At 68.2% G+C, this 17769-nt stretch carries 15 protein-coding genes; 8 read left to right on the top strand and 7 right to left on the bottom strand.

Annotated features, from left to right (window positions below):
• Positions 1-43 precede the first annotated feature (43 nt).
• From pdxR to ACWPN5_RS26170, 4 genes are all read left to right on the top strand, one after another.
• Positions 44-1486, top strand: a complete 1443-nt coding sequence (gene pdxR, locus ACWPN5_RS26155) for a MocR-like pyridoxine biosynthesis transcription factor PdxR (RefSeq protein WP_492298269.1) — start codon at positions 44-46, stop codon at positions 1484-1486.
• A gap of 313 nt (positions 1487-1799) precedes the next feature.
• Positions 1800-3575 carry an N-acetylglutaminylglutamine amidotransferase gene (locus ACWPN5_RS26160; protein ID WP_492298271.1) on the top strand — a complete coding sequence of 592 codons (1776 nt, stop codon included), beginning with the start codon at positions 1800-1802 and terminating at the stop codon, positions 3573-3575.
• Between the two features lie 7 nt (positions 3576-3582).
• On the top strand, positions 3583-5364 hold the full coding sequence (gene ngg / locus ACWPN5_RS26165; RefSeq protein WP_492298272.1) for an N-acetylglutaminylglutamine synthetase: 1782 nt from the start codon (positions 3583-3585) through the stop codon (positions 5362-5364).
• A gap of 15 nt (positions 5365-5379) precedes the next feature.
• A complete protein-coding gene (locus ACWPN5_RS26170) occupies positions 5380-6540 on the top strand; it encodes an osmoprotectant NAGGN system M42 family peptidase (RefSeq protein ID WP_492298273.1) in 1161 nt (386 codons plus the stop codon).
• Positions 6541-6547: 7 nt separating this feature from the next.
• On the opposite strand, the gene ACWPN5_RS26175 is transcribed toward ACWPN5_RS26170, so the two are convergent.
• The 6 genes from ACWPN5_RS26175 to ACWPN5_RS26200 all read right to left on the bottom strand — a co-directional run bounded on the left by ACWPN5_RS26175 (position 6548) and on the right by ACWPN5_RS26200 (position 13677).
• Positions 6548-7801 carry an MFS transporter gene (locus ACWPN5_RS26175; RefSeq protein WP_145681744.1) on the bottom strand — a complete coding sequence of 418 codons (1254 nt, stop codon included), beginning with the start codon at positions 7799-7801 and terminating at the stop codon, positions 6548-6550.
• Positions 7802-8030: 229 nt separating this feature from the next.
• Entirely contained in the window at positions 8031-9842 is a 1812-nt protein-coding gene (locus tag ACWPN5_RS26180) for a carbon starvation CstA family protein (protein ID WP_035679491.1), read from the bottom strand.
• A gap of 265 nt (positions 9843-10107) precedes the next feature.
• Positions 10108-10827, bottom strand: a complete 720-nt coding sequence (gene btsR / locus ACWPN5_RS26185) for a two-component system response regulator BtsR (RefSeq protein WP_014241759.1) — start codon at positions 10825-10827, stop codon at positions 10108-10110.
• Positions 10824-12533 (bottom strand): sensor histidine kinase, encoded by a 1710-nt coding sequence (locus ACWPN5_RS26190; RefSeq protein ID WP_145681746.1) that lies wholly within the window; start codon positions 12531-12533, stop codon positions 10824-10826. Before ACWPN5_RS26190 ends, btsR begins: the two co-directional genes overlap by 4 nt.
• A 121-nt stretch (positions 12534-12654) precedes the next feature.
• Entirely contained in the window at positions 12655-13065 is a 411-nt protein-coding gene (locus ACWPN5_RS26195; protein ID WP_145681748.1) for a hypothetical protein, read from the bottom strand.
• Positions 13066-13218: 153 nt separating this feature from the next.
• On the bottom strand, positions 13219-13677 hold the full coding sequence (locus ACWPN5_RS26200) for a septal ring lytic transglycosylase RlpA family protein (RefSeq protein WP_200477311.1): 459 nt from the start codon (positions 13675-13677) through the stop codon (positions 13219-13221).
• 269 nt (positions 13678-13946) lie between these two features.
• On the opposite strand from ACWPN5_RS26200, the gene ACWPN5_RS26205 reads away from it, so the two are divergent.
• The 4 genes from ACWPN5_RS26205 to ACWPN5_RS26220 all read left to right on the top strand — a co-directional run bounded on the left by ACWPN5_RS26205 (position 13947) and on the right by ACWPN5_RS26220 (position 17404).
• Entirely contained in the window at positions 13947-14306 is a 360-nt protein-coding gene (locus ACWPN5_RS26205) for a hypothetical protein (RefSeq protein ID WP_492298274.1), read from the top strand.
• 80 nt (positions 14307-14386) lie between these two features.
• Entirely contained in the window at positions 14387-16060 is a 1674-nt protein-coding gene (locus ACWPN5_RS26210; RefSeq protein ID WP_492298275.1) for a reprolysin-like metallopeptidase, read from the top strand.
• Between the two features lie 90 nt (positions 16061-16150).
• On the top strand, positions 16151-16507 hold the full coding sequence (locus ACWPN5_RS26215) for a Lin0512 family protein (protein ID WP_119508166.1): 357 nt from the start codon (positions 16151-16153) through the stop codon (positions 16505-16507).
• Positions 16508-16582: 75 nt separating this feature from the next.
• Positions 16583-17404 (top strand): hypothetical protein, encoded by an 822-nt coding sequence (locus tag ACWPN5_RS26220; RefSeq protein ID WP_492298276.1) that lies wholly within the window; start codon positions 16583-16585, stop codon positions 17402-17404.
• Between the two features lie 24 nt (positions 17405-17428).
• On the opposite strand, the gene ACWPN5_RS26225 is transcribed toward ACWPN5_RS26220, so the two are convergent.
• Positions 17429-17689 carry a hypothetical protein gene (locus ACWPN5_RS26225; RefSeq protein WP_145681753.1) on the bottom strand — a complete coding sequence of 87 codons (261 nt, stop codon included), beginning with the start codon at positions 17687-17689 and terminating at the stop codon, positions 17429-17431.
• Positions 17690-17769: the final 80 nt, after the last annotated feature.

Here is a 17769-nt window from a genome sequence, read left to right on the forward strand (position 1 = left end):
CGGCGTGAGAGCCAATTCCGACCTTGTCGACTGGACCAATCTGATGCCCGCCGATCTGTCCGACCTGATGCTTCTCCCCATCGACCGGACGGGCGGGGAGCCGCTGCTGCGGCAGGTCTACGGCGCGCTGCGCCGGGCCATCCTGTCCGGTGCCCTGCCGCCCGGCGGGAAGCTGCCACCGACCCGCGCGCTCGCCGAACGGGTCGGCGTCGCCCGCAACACGGTGGTCGCCGCCTATGAGCAGTTGCTGGCCGAAGGCTTCATCGAGGGGCGCGTCGGAGCGGGCAGCTTCGTGTCCGGCGACCTGCCGGACGGGCTGGACCTCCCGCCGCCGGAACCACCCCGCCGCACGCCCTCGCCGCCGCAATCGCCCACCCCCTTCGGCACCCTTCCCTTCAGCACAGGACGGTGCGCGCTCGACGAGCGCAGCCTGCGGATCTGGCGCAGCCTGACCCTGCGGCATTTGCAGCGTCCCGACCCGGAGATGCTCGGCTACGGCGAGCCTGGTGGACCGCCGGCGCTGCGGGAGGCCATTGCCCGCTATCTTCAGAGCGCGCGGGCGGTGCGCTGTGAGCCCGAACAGGTGGTGATCACCGCCGGCGCCCAGCAGGCCATCGATCTTGTGCTGCGGGTGCTGCTGCGCCCCGGCGACCCGGTGTGGCTGGAGGACCCCTGCTATCCCGCGGTGCGCGCCGCGCTGGAGGCGGCAGGGGCGCGCGTCGTGCCGGTGCCCGTCGATGGGCAGGGCATGACGGTGGCGGCGGGCGTCGCCGTGGCCCCGGATGCCCGGCTGGCCTATGTCACCCCCTCCTCCCATTATCCTCTGGGCATGGTGCTGTCGATGGCGCGGCGGATGGAGCTTCTGGCCTGGGCGCGCACGGCCGGCGCCTGGGTGCTGGAGGACGATTACGACAGCGAGTTCCGCTACGCGGGCCGTCCGCTCGCCTCGCTCCAGGGGATCGACGGCGGCGGACGGGTCATCTATGTCGGCACCTTCAGCAAGGTCCTCTTCCCCGGCCTGCGGCTCGGCTACGCCGTGCTGCCGCCCGAACTGCTCGACCCCGTGCTCGCCATGCGCCGCCTGACCGACTGGCACCCGGCGACGCTTTACACCGGCGTGGTGACCGACTTCCTGGAAGAGGGGCATTTCGGCCCGCATCTGCGCCGCATGCGCCAGCGCTACATGGCGGCGCGCGACGCATTGGCCGAGGCCATCGGCGCGCACCTCTCCCCCTGGATGGAGGCGGAGGTGCCGGAGCAGGGCATGAAGCTGATCGCCCGGCTGCGCCCTGGCCTGTCGGACCGCGCCGTGGAGGCGGTGGCTGACCGGTGTGGCATCGCCGTCCGCCCGGTCAGCCCGATGCACATCGCCGCCCCGCCCCTGCAGGCGTTGATGCTGGGCTTCACCGGCCACGGGCCGGGCGCCCTTCGCCACGCCGCCCGGGAACTCGGCGCAGCGTTGACGGCTGCGCGATTAGACGTCTAATCCTCATTGTTGGGCGCAAAAGAGTTAATCTGAAAAAGCCTGTTCCCACCAATGCGCCTTGAGGCGCCGCGCCCCTTGGCTTTCTCCGGCTGCGCGGCGATCCTGGCCCCATGGGGTAGCCCCGATACTCCCTTTTCGGACCGCTCCCCTCCGGTCGTTCGGCGCGCCCTACCCCCGATACCCTGTGCAAGGCAGGCCCCAACCTTGCGACGATCAAGCTGCATGCCTGTTGAGGGGTGGCGCCGGTCCTTCGCCGTTTCGCGGCGTCTTTTGCCGGCGTCCAGTCCATTCGAATACGGAGATATTTCTTACAATGTGCGGCATCAGCGGGGAAATCCGCTTCGATTCTCGCCCGGCCTCCGCGTCCGCGGTCGGCTCGATGACCGAAGCCCTGGCGTTGCGCGGCCCCGACGGGCAAGGCGTCTTCGCCCATGGCCGGATGGCCTTCGGCCACCGGCGGCTGAGCATCATCGACCTGTCCGAAGCGGCGCAGCAGCCGATGACCGACCCCGAGCTGGGCCTTGGCATCGTCTTCAACGGCTGCATCTACAATTACCCGGAACTGCGGGCGGAGCTGGAGGCCAAGGGCTACCGCTTCTTCTCGCACGGCGACACCGAAGTCCTGCTGAAAGCCTATCACGCCTGGGGCCGCCGCTTCGTCGAGCGGCTCTACGGCATGTTCGCCTTCGCCATCTGGGAGCGCGACAGCGGACGCGTCACGCTGGGTCGCGACCGGCTGGGCATCAAGCCGCTCTACCTGTCCGAAACGGCGGGGCGGCTGCGCTTCGCCTCCACCCTGCCCGCCCTGCTGGCCGGCGGCGACATCGACACCGCGATCGACCCGGTGGGGCTCTACCAGTATATGAGCTTCCACGCCGTCGTGCCGGCGCCGGGGACCATCCTGAAGGGCGTGCGCAAGCTGCCGCCAGCCACCCTGCTGACGCTGGAGCCGGACGGGCGCCGCATCGAGGAAACCTATTGGGAGCCGGTCTTCGGCCCGCAGCCCGGCGACGAACGGATGTCGGAGGGCGACTGGCAGGACGCCGTGCTGTCCACGCTGCGCAAGGCGGTGGAGCGGCGTCTGGTCGCCGACGTGCCGGTCGGCGTGCTGCTGTCGGGCGGGCTGGACAGCTCGGTCATCGTCGCCCTGCTGGCGGAGGCCGGCCAGACCGGCCTGCAGACCTTCTCCATCGGCTTCGAGACGGTGGGCCAGGAGAAGGGCGACGAGTTCCAGTATTCCGACCTGATCGCCCAGCGCTTCCAGACCGACCACCACAAACTGTTCATCGACAGCAACCGCGCCCTGCCCGCCCTCCAGGACTGCGTGCGGGCGATGTCGGAGCCGATGGTCAGCCACGACGCCATCGGTTTCTTCCTGCTGTCGCAGGAGGTCGCCAAGCATGTGAAGGTGGTGCAGAGCGGCCAGGGCGCCGACGAGATCTTCGCGGGCTACCACTGGTACCCGCCGATGATGGACGCGGCGGACCCGCTGTCCACCTATGCCAAGGTGTTCTTCGACCGCAACCGCGCGGAGATGGCCGAGGCGCTGAACCCGCAATATCTGGCCGACGAGGACGCGGCGAGCGCCTTCGTCGCCGCCCATTTCGCCCGGCCCGGCGCCAACCGTCCGGTGGACAAGGCGCTGCGCCTCGACACCACGGTCATGCTGGTCGACGACCCGGTGAAACGGGTCGACAACATGACCATGGCCTGGGGGCTGGAGGGGCGCGTCCCCTTCCTCGACCACGATCTGGTCGAACTGGCCGCCCGCGTCCCGCCGGAGCTGAAGGTGCGCGACGGCGGCAAATACGTGCTGAAGGAGGCGGCGCGCAAGGTCGTCCCCTCCGAGGTCATCGACCGGCCCAAGGGCTATTTCCCCGTTCCGGCGCTGAAGTACCTGCGCGGTCCCTACCTGGAGCTGGTGCGCGACGTGCTGAACCAGCCCGCCGCGCGGGAGCGCGCGTTGTTCCAGCCGGCCTATCTCGACCGGCTGTTCAGCGATCCGGAAACCCACATCACGCCGCTTCGCGGTTCGAAGCTCTGGCAGGCCGCCCTGCTGGAGTTCTGGCTGCAAACCCACGGGATCTGAACACCGCATGATGACGATGCAGAATCGCACCCAGACGCCTTTCCGGATCGAACGCGCCCTGGTCTCCGCCCTGATGGACGAGGACTCGCCGCGCCCGAACCGCCGGACGGGGGCGGGGCATCCCGGAGCGGAAAAGGGGCCGACGCCGCGCGCGGTGGTGAATTGCGGCTGGGGCCGCCTGCTCTTCGCCAACACCTTTCCCGATGTCGGCGAGCTGATCGCGGCGATGCGCCAGGAGGGGCCGGGGCGGCGCGACATCGCGCTGTATCTGGAGGACCCCCACGTGGCGTTGGCCCAGGCGCCAACCGAGCTGTTCCTCGACCCCTCCCACACCTACCGCCTGCGGCTGGCCGGCTTCCGGCCCGGTGGCGAGACGCGCGGCTTTTCCATCGAAAGGCTGCGCGGCCGCCAGGACGTGGATGCCGTGAACCGCATCTATGGCGCCCGCGGCATGGTCACCATGGACCCGGAATTCTGCTGGTCGGAGCGTGACAGCCGCGTGCTGACCCACCTGATCGCCACCGATCCGGTCAGCGGCGCGGTCATCGGCTCGGTCACCGGGGTGGACCATGCCCGCGCCTTCAAGGACCCGCAGAACGGCTCCTCCCTGTGGTGTCTGGCGGTCGATCCGCAGGCGGCCTACCCCGGCATCGGCGAGGCGCTGGTCCGCGCGCTGGCCGAGCATTTCAAGGAGCGCGGGCGCAGCTTCATGGACCTGTCGGTCCTGCACGACAACGCCAACGCCATCGCGCTCTATGAGAAGCTGGGCTTCCGGCGTGTGCCGGTCTTCGCGCTGAAAACCAAGAACCCGATCAACGAGAAGCTGTTCGCCGGCCCGGCGGTGGAGGCCAGCCTCAACCCCTACGCCATGATCATCATCAACGAGGCCCGGCGCCGCGGCATCGGGGTGGAGGTGGTGGACGCGGAGTCCAACCTGTTCCGCCTCAGCTTCGGCGGGCGCAGCATCCTGTGCCGCGAGAGCCTCAGCGAGCTGACCTCGGCGGTGGCTCTGTTCCGTTGCGACGACAAGGCGGTGACCCGTCGCACGCTGCTGCGGGCCGGTCTGTCCGTGCCGGACCAGATGACCGCGGACGGCATGGACGACAACGCCGCCTTCCTGGAGCGCCACGGCAGCGTCGTGGTGAAGCCCGCCCGCGGCGAGCAGGGCCAGGGCATCACCGTGGATGTGCGCGACGCGGAGACTCTGGCCTGGGCCGTCGGCAAGGCCAAGAAGATCTGCGACACCGTCCTGCTGGAGCAGTTCGTGCAGGGCCAGGACGTGCGCATCCTGGTCATCGACTACCGTGTCGTCGCCGCCGCGGTGCGCCGCCCGGCGGAGATCGTCGGCACCGGCGAGCGGACGATTTCACAGCTGATCGAGGCGCAGAGTCGCCGCCGCGCCGCCGCCACCGGCGGGGAAAGCCGCATCCCGATGGACGAGGAAACGGAACGTTGCGTGCGTGACGCCGGTTTCACCATGGACTCGGTCCTTCCGGAAGGGCAGACGCTGGCGGTTCGCAAGACGGCCAACCTGCACACGGGCGGCACGCTGCACGACATCACCGACCGCCTGCATCACCGCGTGGTGGAAGCGGCGGTGGAAGCGGCGCGCGCGCTCGACATTCCGGTGGTCGGCCTGGATCTGCTGATCCCCGACCTGATGGGGTCCGATTACGCGATCATCGAGGCGAACGAGCGGCCCGGCCTTGCCAACCACGAACCGCAGCCGACCGCCGAACGCTTCCTTGATCTTCTCTTCCCTTACTCCGCGGTCGATCCGCGGGCGTGACGTTCAGGAGGTGGTATGGAGCAGGCAGCCTTGACGCGGGCCGGAATCGTCCGGCCGGTCATCGACATGGACTATCTGACGGGCCTTCTCCGCCGCCTGCTGGAGATCCCGAGCCCGACCGGATACACCGACCAGATCGTGCATTTCTGCGGCGACGAACTGCACCGTCTGGGCATCCCCTTCGAGCTGACCCGGCGCGGGGCGATCCGCGCCGATCTGGCGGGGCGGCAGTACAGCCCCGACCGCGCCGTGGTCGCCCATCTCGACACGCTGGGCGCTCAGGTGAAGATGCTGAAGCCGAACGGCCGGCTGGAGGTCGTGCCCATCGGCACCTGGTCGGCGCGCTTCGCCGAGGGAGCGCGCTGCACCGTCTACACCGACAAGGGCAGCTACCGCGGCACCATTCTGCCGCTGAAGGCGTCCGGCCACACCTTCAATGAGGAGATCGACACCCAGCCTGTGGCCTGGACCAACCTGGAGATCCGGGTGGATGCCCGTTGCGAGACTCTGGCGGAACTGCAGGTCCACGGCTTCAACGTCGGCGACTTCGTGGCCATCGACCCGCAGGCGGAATTCGACGCCAGCGGCTTCATCAACTCCCGCCATCTCGACGACAAGGCGGGGGTGGCGGTGATCTTCGCCGCCGCCAAGGCGGTGCTGGACGCCAAGCTGCCGTTGCCGGTGGACTGCCACCTGCTGCTGACCATCTCGGAGGAGGTTGGCTCCGGCGCCTCGTCGGTGTTGCACAAGGATGTGGCGGAGATGGTCACCATCGACAACGGCACCACCGCCATGGGCCAGAACAGCCGCGAGTTCGGCGTGACCGTCGCCATGGCCGACAGCACCGGCCCCTTCGACTATCACCTGACGCACAAGCTGCTGTCGCTGTGCCAACAGCACGAGATCGAGCACCAGCGCGACGTCTTCCGCTATTACCGCTGCGACAGCGCCGCCGCCATCGAGGCCGGCAACGACATCCGCACGGCGCTGGTCTGCTTCGGCATCGACAGCTCCCACGGCTACGAGCGCATCCACGCGGACTCGCTGCGCTCGCTGGCCGAGCTGATCGCGCTCTACATGCAGAGCGATGTCGCGATCCCGCGCGACCGCGTCGGCATGGGTCCGATGGGCGCCTTCCCCTGGCAGCCCACCGCACCGGCGAAGGTCGAGGAGTAAGGCTGCCTCAATCCCCAGCCGCCAACTCCGGCCGGGGCGTCCCCACGGGGTCGAGCGGCGTGACGGTCGGCGTCGTCTGGGGCAGCGGGCGGAAGCTGGCCTGCGCCTCGGCGGGCGGCGGCGGGCGCATGCGCGTGCGCCACAGGCCGTAGAGCGTCGCCGAGCCCGCCCCCGCCGCGATGAAGCCGAACAGCGCCTCCGGCCCGGCAAAGCCCATGACGGCGGACGCCAGCGGCGGCCCGATGATCGCCCCCACCGAGTTGGCGAGGATCAGGCCACCGCTGACCGACACCACGTTGTCCGGCCCGGCATGGTCGTTCGTGTGGGCGGCGCAGACCGGGTAGAGCGTGAAGGCCAGTCCACCGAAGAACGGCGCCACCAGCAGCAGCGTCTCCTGCCGCCCGCTGCCATCCGCCAGGATCATGCCGACGCTGACCAGCGCCAGCGCCGCCGACAGGCCGATGATGACGGCGCGCCGGTCGAAACGGTCGGACAGCCGCCCCAGGGGCCATTGCAGCGCCACCCCGCCCAGGATCAGGGTGCTCATGAACAGCGCCGTCCCCGACACTCCGAAGCCGGAGGCCGCGCCGAACACCGGGGCGAGGCCGTAGATGGAGCCGGTGACCGTCCCGCTGATGAAGACGCCGACGACGCCCAGCGGCGACGCCTCGTACAGCCGCCGCAGCCCGTAGGATTCCACATTCGGCAAGGTCGGCGGCGTGGTCCGGGTCAGCGCCACCGGCACCAGGGCGAGCGTCAGCAGGATGGCGATCAGCATGAAGATGCGCACGCCCGCCTCGTCGTCCAGCTGCAACAGCTGCTGGCCCACCGCCGAGGCGGCGTAGAGCGTGACCATGTAGAGCGACAGGATCTGCCCACGCGTCTCGTTGTTGGCGGTGCCGTTCAGCCAGCTTTCGATGCAGATGTAGAGGCCGGCCATGCAGAAGCCCTCGGCCAGCCGCAGCACGGTCCACAGCGGCACCGCGTCGAACAGGGCGTGGGACAGCGCCGCCGCCGACAGGACGGAGGCGAAGGCGGCAAAGGCGCGGATGTGGCCGACCCGCGTGATGACTCGGTGGGCGAACAGGGAGCCGCCGGTCAGCCCGCTGTAGAAGGCCGCGGTGATCAGGCCCACCGCGACCGCACCGGACTCCGTGCCGGCCAGCCGCAGGCCGATGAGCGTGCTGAGCGCGCCGTTGCCCAGCATCAGGAAAGCGACCCCGAGCAGGAGCGAAAGTACCGACCGTGCAACCTGCGGCATATGTCCGACCACCCGTTCCATCCAACGATAAACCAGCGCCGCAGCCCGGAGGCCACGGCGCCGGCCCTTGGATGGCACCCGCCGGATGGCGAATCAACCCTTGTAATTCGCGGAATCGGGGCCGTCCCAGCCATTCCACAGAAATGCAGAAGAGGTACCGCTGGGGGAGCAGCGACACCTCTTCTGGTTGAGCGCTTGGTCGTCTCCGGGCGGCTTGCCCGGTGTCCGGCTATTCCGCCGGGGTGGCGATCAGCGTCTCAGGCAGGGTGTCCTTGCGGATGCGCAGGAGTTCCTTCCACTTCTTGAGAGCGGCGATCAGGATCACGAAGCCCAGCGACAGCATGATGATCGAGATGCCGGCGTTGAAGACGTTGTAGCCCTTGGCCAGCGGGTTCAGATAGACGTTGGTGATCATCCAGTAGCCGGCGTAGTTCACCGTCACGAACAGGTAGGCCAGCGGGACGAGGCAGGTCAGCATGTAGACCCGTTTCTGGCCGAGGCGCAGGATGATCGTGGCGCCGATGATCAGGCCGACCGAGGCCATGAGCTGGTTCGACACCCCGAACAGCGCCCACACCGAGTTGATGTCGCCCGACGTCAGCAGGTAGCCCCAGGCCACGCAGGCCAGCACACTCGCGGCGATCGAACCGGGCACCCAGTCGAGACGCTTCAGCGGAGCATAGAGGTCGCCGCCCAGGTCCTGGATCAGGTAGCGGGCCACGCGGGTGCCGCTGTCCACCGCGGTCAGGATGAAGACCGCTTCGAACATCACGACGAACTGGAAGAAGTAGGAGGCCAGCGTGCCGAACCACGGGATGCGGGTGAAGATTTCCGTCATGCCGACGGCCAGGGTCACAGCACCACCGGTGCGGCCGTAGAGGTCGAGGCCGATTTCCTGGCTGAGCCGCGGCAGATCGACAACCTGCATGTTCAGGGCCTGGAAGGCGGCGGGCGAGGAGTTGATGGCGAAATAGTCGGCCGGGTGCAGGGAGGTGGCGGCGATCAGCGCCATGACGCCGACCACGCATTCGGCCAGCATGCCGCCGAAGGCCACGGTGCGGATGTCGCTCCATTTGTCGATCAGCTTCGGCGTGGTGCCCGAGCCGATGAAGGCGTGGAAGCCGGAAATGGCGCCGCAGGCGATGGTGATCGAGATGAACGGCCACACCGGGCCGGCCAGCACCGGGCCGCCGCCATGGATGAAGTCGGTGAGCGCGGGGAAGCGGATTTCCGGGTTGATGAAGACGACGCCGACGACGAGCGCGCCGAACACGCCGATCTTCATGAAGCTCGACAGGTAGCCGCGCGGGGTCAGCAGCATCCACACCGGCAGCGCCGTGGCGAAGAAGGCGTAGATCGGCAGGATCAGCGCGACCGTCTCGGCGTGCAGCGTCAGCCAGCTTCCCAGCACCGTGCCCTGGATGTAGGGGCCGGCGAAGACGGAGGCGGCGATGGCGGCGATGCCGACCTGGGTGGCGCCCTTGGATGAGCCGGTGATCTTCTCGTAGAGGCCGAGCGCGACGGCGATCGGGATCGTCATGAAGACCGCGAAGGCGCCCCAGGCGTTGCGTTCCAGCGCATGGACGACGACCATCGACAGGCCGGCCATGGTGATGGTGATGATGAACAGCATCGCCAGACCGGTGCACCAGCCGGCGACCGGGCCGAGTTCGGCCTTGGCGACCTCCGACAGGGACTGGCCCTTGTGCTTCATCGAGGCGAACAGCACGACGGTGTCGTGCACCGCGCCGCCGATGACGCAGCCGATCAGCAGCCACAGGAAGCTCGGCAGATAGCCGAACTGCGCGGCCAGCACGGGGCCGACCAGCGGGCCGGCAGCGGCGATCGCCGCGAAATGCTGGCCGGCGTTCACCCACTTCTTGGTGGGAACATAGTTTCGCCCGTCGGCCAGGATGTGGGACGGCGTCACCTCGGAATCATCGGCACGGAGCACCTTGCGCACAAAGAACACGCCGTAGAAGCGGTAGCAGAGGGCGAGGATGCAGAGTGTCGCGATCACAAATGTTAGGGCGTGATCCATGACAGCTCTCCTTGGAAGGAACTGCGGTCACGGTAGGCCGGGTTTCAGCCTCAATGTGGTGCTCTCCCCGGAGCGGCGCCATGGCGTGGCGAGCGGTCGGAATGCGGGGGTGAGCGGTGGGGGGATTTTATAAGCCCTCTCCCCTCCGGGGAGAGGGTGGCCCGCAGGGCCGGTGAGGGGGTTGCGCATGGCGCTTTGTCCGGCACAAGCGCAACCCCCTCACCCTAACCCTCTCCCCAGAGGGGAGAGGGTTTAGCCATGACATTCACCCGATGCCCAGCCGTTCCTTCAGCGGGCCGAGGAAGCGGCGGCTGACCGGAATGCTCTGGCCGCCGAGCGTCTGGATTTCCGCCAGACCGTTGTCGATCAGACGGATTTCCCGGATCCGGTCGGGGTTGACCAGATATTGCCGGTGGCAGCGCACCAGCGGCGTGCGCTCCTGCAAGGTCAGCAGGGTCAGCTCGGTGAAGCGCTCCTCCCCATCGGCGCCGACGACGAAGACGCCGCTCGCCTTGGAGGCCACGCATTCCACCTCGTCGAGCTTCAGCAGGGAGATGCGGTTGTGGCCGGTGCAGGGGATCAGCCGCAGCGGGGCGGCGTCCTTCAGCACGGCGAGGTCCTGCGGCGCCCGCTCGCGGCGCAGCCGTTGCAGCGTCTTGGCCAGCCGGGCCGGATCCGCCGGCTTCAGCAGATAGTCGAAGGCGTGCTCCTCGAAGGCCTGGACGGCGTATTCGTCGTGGGCGGTCAGGAAGACGATGCGGGGCATCCGCTCCGGGTCGAGCATACTCAGCATTTCCAGCCCGCTGACGCGCGGCATCTGGATGTCAAGGAAGACCACGTCGGGCGGTTGGCGGTTGATGGCGCCGATGGCCTCGATGGCGTTGGCGCATTCCCCGGCGACCTGAAGGTCGGGGAACTCCTCAAGAAGGCGCCGCAGCTCCTCGCGGGCCAGCGGCTCGTCGTCCACGATCAGGACGGTCATCATGGCGCGGTCTCCGCGACGGCAGGGATGTCCAGGGGAAGGCGCAGGGTGATGCGGGTGAAGACGTCGGCCTCGCAGGCGACGTCCACCCCGTAGCCGTTGCCGAAGCGGTTGCGGACGCGGCGGTCCACGATCGACATGCCCAGCCCGTCGCCGCCCGGCTTCTCCTCGTAAAGGCCGGCGTTGTCCTCCACCGACAGCCGCAGGTCGCCACCCTCCCGCCGCGCCGCGATGCGGACATGGCCGGGGCCGAGGAGCTGCGAGGTGCCGTGCTTGATGGCGTTTTCCACGAGCGGCTGGAGCAGGAAGGCCGGCAGCCGGGCGTGGCGCAGCTCGTCCGGCACGTCGATCTCAACCGACAGGCGCCCGGTGAAGCGCGCCAGCTCGATCTGGAGATAGGCGCTGACATGCTCCACCTCGTCGGCCACCGTGGCTTCCTGGCTGGGGCGCTTCAGGTTCTTGCGGAAGAAGACCGACAGGCTCTGCACGAGCTGGCGCGCCCGTTCCGGGTCGTTGCGGATGACCGCGGAGATGGTGTTCAGCGCGTTGAACAGGAAATGCGGGTTGACCTGGGCGTGCAGCAGCTTGATCTCCGACTGGGCGAGCAGCGCCTTCTGCTGTTCGTAGCGCCCGGCGAGGATCTGGCTGGACAACAGCCGGGCGATGCCCTCCCCCAGCGTGCGGTTGATCGTGGAGAACAGCTTGGTCTTCGGCTCGTACAGCTTCACGGTGCCGATCACCCGATCGTCCTCGCCGACCAGCGGGATCACCAGCGAGGCGCCCAGCCGGCAGTTCGGGTGGATTGAGCATTTGTAGGACACCAGATTGCCGTCGGCGTAGAGCACCTGGTTGTTGGCGATCGCCTGGTAGGTCTGGGGCGAGGTGATCGGCGTGCCCGGCAGATGGTGGTCGTCGCCGACGCCGATGAAGGCCAGCAGCTTCTCGCGGTCGGTGATGGCGACCGCGCCGACGCCCGTCTCCTCGTAGATGATGCGGGCGACCCGCATGCTGTTCTCTTCGTTGAAGCCCTGGCGCAGCACGCCGTCGGCCCGCGCGGCGATCTTCAGCGCCTTGGCGGAGAAGGCGCTCGACTGCTTGTCGATCAGGGCGCGGCGGTCCATCAGGATGCGCATGAACAGCCCCGCCCCCAGCGTGTTGGCGACGATCATCGGCAGAGCCACCACCTCGACCAGATGGACCGCCGCCGGGAAGGGCTTGGCCACCAGCAGGATGATCAGCATCTGGGCGATTTCCGCCACGAGGGTGACCGCGCCGACGCGCAGCGGGTCGAACAGCGGCTCGATGCGGCCCTGGTTGACGAAGTGGCGGTGCACCAGCCCACCGATCAGCCCCTCCGTCACCGTGGAGATGGCGCAGGCCACCGCCGACATGCCGCCCAGCGAATAGCGGTGCAGACCGCCGGTGAAGCCGACCGCCAGCCCCACCGACGGCCCGCCCAGGATGCCACTCAGCACGGCCCCGATGGCGCGGGTGTTGGCGATGGAATCGTCGATCTGCAACCCGAAATAGGTTCCCATGACGCAGAACATGGAGAAGATGACGTAGCAGGCCAGCTTGTGCGGCCAGCGCACGGTGAGGTGCATCACCGGCAGGAACAGCGGCGTCCGGCTCAGCATGTAGGCGATGACCAGATACACGCACATCTGCTGGAGCAGCAGGAAGACGAGGCTGAGATGCTCGACGGTCATGGGGACGGGCACGGGCAGCGGACGGCGGGATTGCCGGCCCGCAGGCTACCCCCGCCCGCCCTGCCGCGGTATGATTCCAATCAATGGATGCGGCTTGTGAACGCAGGCCGCGCGGATGCCGTCAGGCGGCCAGCGCCGGGACCCGCTGCACCGACAAGGGAGCGGTGGCGGCGGTAACGGGCGGCAGGCGCAGGCGGCTGGCCAGCCCCTCCAGGGAATCGTGCAGGCGGCGGCAAGGGGTGCCGTCCTCCCCCGGCTCGTAGATGCCGACGAAGGGCGCGCCCGGCTGGTTGGGGTCGAGATGCAGTTCGACGATGTGGGTGCGCGACGTGCAGCCGCGGATCAGCGGATCGGCTGGGATCACCGTCCAGCCGCGCCGCAGGCAGCGCTCGGCCAGTCCCTCCAGATAGAGCGAGGCGGAGGGAACGCGCTTCAGCGCCTTCAATTCGGCGATGAGCTGGCGGACGTTGTCCACCTGCTCCAGGAACAGGCCGGCGGCGTGATGCGTGTCGCGGATGACCAGTTTCAGCATGGGGTGAAACCTCCTCTGTGCGCACGGCTCCGCCATCCGCCGGGGCGCGTCGGCGGCCTTCGCGGCGCCGCGCCCTTTGGGCGGAAATCGGACGGAAACCTGCGTGCGTTGAACGTTCGGGCGGGAACCACCGTCCGGTGCGGCGCGGTCCCGTTACTCGGCGGCGCCCAAATCCGTGCCGCCGAAGTTCGTGCTATCCAAATCCGGTTCAGGGCGCTCGGCGACGGTAACGGGCGGTTCGGTGTCGGGCTTGCGGTCGGGGTAGAGCGCGGCGACCATCTGCTCCAGCCGTTGCCGCAGCGAACGGTTCGGCTGGTCGGAGGGCCGGGCCTCGACGCGGACATTCACCACGCCGTCCTCAATCATGCCCAGTTCGCCGGCGGCCTTGCGGGACAGGTCGATCACCCGGCCCTTCACGTAGGGTCCACGGTCGTTGATCACGACCTCGACGCTGCGCCCGTTGTCGGCGTTGGTCACCGTGACGCGGCTGCCCAGGGGAAGCCGGCGGGACGCCGCGGTCAGCCGGTTCTGGCTGAAGCGCTCCCCCGACGCGGTGGTCCGGCCATGGAAGAAATCGGCGTAATAGGACGCCTTGCCCTTATGGACATACACCGGTTCGATCTCTGGAACGACCGGTGCCGATGTGTCCTCGAACGCGATGTCCTGCGGCGCTGGCGGGACGGTGGCGATCTGTGCCGTGGACGAGCATGCCCCAACAGAAACAGCACAGATGGCGAGCGCAACACAGCCATACCGCACTCTTTTTCTCCCCCGTTGTTGTTCTGCGGCCACGGTTGCGGAATCTCTCGATCCTGTCAATCCGCGAATCCACGCCTATGCTGTGACAGGATTGCGTCTTAATATTCTTTAACGATTTTATTTTGCTTTTTTCTTCGTTAGGCAGCGATGCTCATCACGTTTCATTTTCAATTATTGTTTTCGATGCCATTCCGAAAATCCTGCCAGTTGCCTCCAACGCAGAACCCGGCCCCGTCTCCGCTTCGCGAGTGCGCGGATGGAATTTCCCGGCATGCCCACAAGACACTGAAAATCCGCTGAAAAATTTTCCTCTTTCAATGTTGAAGGTGCCGTCTGATCCATTGAACGCCGTCAAACGGCTTGTCATAAGTACTGAGCGATTGAAAGACGAACGCCGATCGTTTTCGCCAATTATCATCGAAATTCGAAACGAATTTAACGAAACACCGGCCCACCCCGACGGAGCTTGCGCAGATGAGTGAGTTCTCGGATTCCCGGCCTTGGCGAGAACAAAGACGGAATCGGCGACGATCAATCAGCCTATGATAGTATTGCAGGCCCAGTGACGGCCGGACGGACGACGCCCGGCCCCGACGACCCGCTGTTTCTGCGCGCCTTCGACAGCGGGCGCCGCTGGGGGGCTCCGCCGGACGGCGCCGCTTCCCTGCCCTACACCCTGACCTACGGCTGGGTGGTGGACGCCGGCCTCCGCTACGTGCCGGGCTTCCGGCCCCTCAACGATGGCCAGCGGGCCATGGCGCTGCAGGCGATGGGGGAATGGAGCGCGGTCGCCAACCTCGCCTTCGTGGAGGCGGCGGACCCCATGACCGCCAATCTCCAGTTCCACATGAGCCAGTTGGACGTCTTCCGCGCCTCCGGCATGGCGTACTACCCCAACGCCGCGGGGTCCTACATCTACCTCGACCCCGAATCGGCCGGCTACCGGACCTACATCCACGAGATCGGGCACGCGCTCGGACTGAAGCATCCTGGCGACTACAACGGCACCGGCAGCGGCACCCCGCCCTTCCTGCCCCCGTCCGAGGACAACCGGACCAACACGATCATGTCCTATTACGGCGTCTGGCCCGGCGGGCTGGGTGTCTATGACGTCGCGGCGATCCAGCGCCTCTACGGCCCCAACCCCACCGTGCGGGCGGGCGACGACCTCTATCTCCTGACGCCGGGAGCGCCGGGGCGCTACCTCTGGGACGGCGGGGGCAACGACACCCTGTCCGCGGCGGGGTCGGACGTTCCCGTCACCGTCGATCTGGCGGGCGGCTGGGGCTGGTTCTCCGCCCAGGCATCGTCGATCCTCGCCCAGAACCAGTTCTTCGTCGGCCACGGCACCCGAATCGAGAGAGTTGTCGGGGGATCGGCGGGTGATCGGCTGACCGGCTCCGCCTTCGCCGAGACCCTGGAGGGGGGAGTGGGCGACGACACGCTGGACGGCGGGGCCGGCGACGACCTCCTCGACGGCGGCAGCGGCAACGACACGGCCGTCTATGATTTTCCCTCCGCGAACGCCTTCGTGACCGCTGATCCGTCGGGGAACGGAGCGGACCTGATCGTCACCGGGGCCGGCGGCACTGACCGGCTGAGCGGCGTCGAGCGCCTGGTCTTCAGCGACCGGATCGTCGCCCGGCAGGAGGCCGCCGCAGCCCTGTCCCGCGCGGCGCCGGACGAGCGCGCCCTCGTCCAGGATGGCAGCCGGAGCTACGAGGTGCGGATGGCGCCCTACGACGGCCCGGTCGCCGGGCTGCGGAACCAGTTTCTGGGGACGGCGTCGGGCGAGGCGGTCATCGGCAGCGACCAGGGGGACTTCATGAACCTGCTCGGCGGCAACGACGCCGCGCAGGGCGGAGGCGGGGGCGATGTCCTGGACGGCGGCGCGGGCTCCAACTTCCTGAGCGGCGGAGCCGGCGCGGACACCTTCTTCATCGACGGACGGGGCGAGAGCGTCACATGGTCGACCGTCACCGACCTGCAACCGGAGGAGTGGGCGATCGCCTGGGGCTGGACCGACACCGTCTCCACGCTGACCTGGGAGGATCTGGCGGGGGCCGCCGGTTATCAGGGGGCCACCGCGCGCATCGACCTGGACGGCAACGGCGGCACCGATCTCAGCCTGACCTTCGGCGGACGGACGCCCGGCGGACTGGTCACCAGTCCCGGGCAGGCCGGGGCGGACGGCTACCTTGCGTTCCGGATCGGCGGACCGGTTTCCGCAGCTTGAAAAAGCGGTTGGTCCGGGCGCGGCGGCGGCGCCACTCTCGCGCATTCTGGGCGCAATTGTTGCCCCAGGGAACAAGAAGGAGCCGCGACCATGAAGCAGGTGATGTTCGTCGAACTCGGCATGGGCGCCGATCTGCATGGGCAGGACGTGACCAAGGCCGCCGTGCGCGCCGTGCGCAACGCCATCGAGCGCAACTCCATGCCCGGCATGCGGGCGCTGGTCGACGGCGACACCAGCCGGATGCAGGTCCGCGTCCACCTCGCCGTTCCGGCGGACGCCGACCGTCTGGACCTGGACGCCGTCCGCGCCGTCTTCCCCTATGGGCAGGTGTCCTTCAACGTGGTGTCCGGCGGCATGCTGGCACCCAGCGGCATCTTCCTGGCCGACAAGAACGACCGCAACGAGATGATCTACATCGTCAACGCCGCGGTGGAGGTCGGCGTGTGAGGCTCGGCGCCCGGCGTCGGGCCTGTTGAGTCCGGAGCGGTTGCCCCCGCCCCTTTTTCGTGCCAGCGTCCGGGCATGAAGCGCGCGCTCCGAACCGTCCTGATCGCCGTCGGCATCCTCGCCGGCGGCCTCGTCACCCTGACCGTGGGGGTGGTGGCCGCCCTGCCGGTGATTGCCGACCAAATTCCACTGGAACTCTCGCGAGTCGTGATGAGCGACGGGCGGCGGCAGGTGGAGATGCAGGGCATGGTCCATGTCGCCAAACCGGACTTCTACAGCGCGATCGCCAAGCACATCGCGCAGCGGCGCCAGGAGGGCTGGCTGGTCTTCTACGAGGAGGTCCGTCCCGACGACACCGCCAACCCCGCCGGTGTGGCCGACGTGCTGCGCCGGCTGGGGGCCGACTGGAACCCGGACAGCAAGCAGCATCCCTACGAGATGATGGCGAAGCTGCTCGGCGACGGGCTGGTGCTGCAGGACAACCGCGCCCTGATCGGCCCGCCGGGGCCGGACGCCCGCAACGTTGACATCACCCTGTCGCAACTGCTGGCCGCCCTGCCCCCCGACGATCCGGACGAGGCCGACCAGGAGACCATCGATCTGGCGCAGCTCCGGGACGAGTACGACACGCTGCCGGGCTGGGTGCAGCGGCGCGTCCAGGCCGCCATCCGCCTCATGCTGGCGACCACCGCCTCGGGCTCCATGGTGCGCGAGGCCCTGCCGCCGGCGCTGACCACTCTGCGCGAGGAGAAGGTGGTGGCGGCCATCAAGGCCGAGCCGGACCGCAACATCCTGATCCTCTACGGCCAAGTGCACATCGGCCACATCCAGACCATGCTGAAGGAGGCCGACGCCCGCTGGCGGACGGTCTCGTCGCAGGCGATTCAGGCCTTCTGAGCCGGGCCAGCGCCCGGTTTCGGCTCACCAGATTTTACGGGCCAGCTCCTCGCCGCGGGCGGTCAGGTCCGCGAACCAGCGGCGGGCGTCATCCTCGGCGCTCCAGTCGCCGGGGGCGACGACGGCTTCGGCGGCGTCCGGGCGGTCCGGCGCGCTGGGACGGTTGCCCGCCGCCCCATGGAGTCCGTAGACTTGGCCGTCGCGCGCCTCGATCACGGCGTAGAATCCATCCCGCTCGACCAGCCGGAAACTGCCGTGTTCCGATACGGTCCGGACGTTGGGCATCGCAATCTCCCCTTGCGGTTCATCGGTCACGCCGTGAACAACCGCCGCGCTGCCCATTTGTCGCATAGCAGCACTATAGC

The organism is Azospirillum sp. UENF 211521, from assembly GCF_058780535.1.

What these genes read in the sequence shown, in the direction of transcription:
- pdxR (WP_492298269.1), top strand. Translation starts at nt 44, where the DNA reads ATGCCCGCCGATCTGTCCGACCTGATGCTTCTCCCCATCGACCGGACG.
- ACWPN5_RS26160 (WP_492298271.1), top strand. Translation starts at nt 1,800, where the DNA reads ATGTGCGGCATCAGCGGGGAAATCCGCTTCGATTCTCGCCCGGCCTCC.
- ngg (WP_492298272.1), top strand. Translation starts at nt 3,583, where the DNA reads ATGATGACGATGCAGAATCGCACCCAGACGCCTTTCCGGATCGAACGC.
- ACWPN5_RS26170 (WP_492298273.1), top strand. Translation starts at nt 5,380, where the DNA reads ATGGAGCAGGCAGCCTTGACGCGGGCCGGAATCGTCCGGCCGGTCATC.
- ACWPN5_RS26175 (WP_145681744.1), bottom strand. Translation starts at nt 7,801, where the DNA reads ATGCCGCAGGTTGCACGGTCGGTACTTTCGCTCCTGCTCGGGGTCGCT.
- ACWPN5_RS26180 (WP_035679491.1), bottom strand. Translation starts at nt 9,842, where the DNA reads ATGGATCACGCCCTAACATTTGTGATCGCGACACTCTGCATCCTCGCC.
- btsR (WP_014241759.1), bottom strand. Translation starts at nt 10,827, where the DNA reads ATGATGACCGTCCTGATCGTGGACGACGAGCCGCTGGCCCGCGAGGAG.
- ACWPN5_RS26190 (WP_145681746.1), bottom strand. Translation starts at nt 12,533, where the DNA reads ATGACCGTCGAGCATCTCAGCCTCGTCTTCCTGCTGCTCCAGCAGATG.
- ACWPN5_RS26195 (WP_145681748.1), bottom strand. Translation starts at nt 13,065, where the DNA reads ATGCTGAAACTGGTCATCCGCGACACGCATCACGCCGCCGGCCTGTTC.
- ACWPN5_RS26215 (WP_119508166.1), top strand. Translation starts at nt 16,151, where the DNA reads ATGAAGCAGGTGATGTTCGTCGAACTCGGCATGGGCGCCGATCTGCAT.
- ACWPN5_RS26220 (WP_492298276.1), top strand. Translation starts at nt 16,583, where the DNA reads ATGAAGCGCGCGCTCCGAACCGTCCTGATCGCCGTCGGCATCCTCGCC.
- ACWPN5_RS26225 (WP_145681753.1), bottom strand. Translation starts at nt 17,689, where the DNA reads ATGCCCAACGTCCGGACCGTATCGGAACACGGCAGTTTCCGGCTGGTC.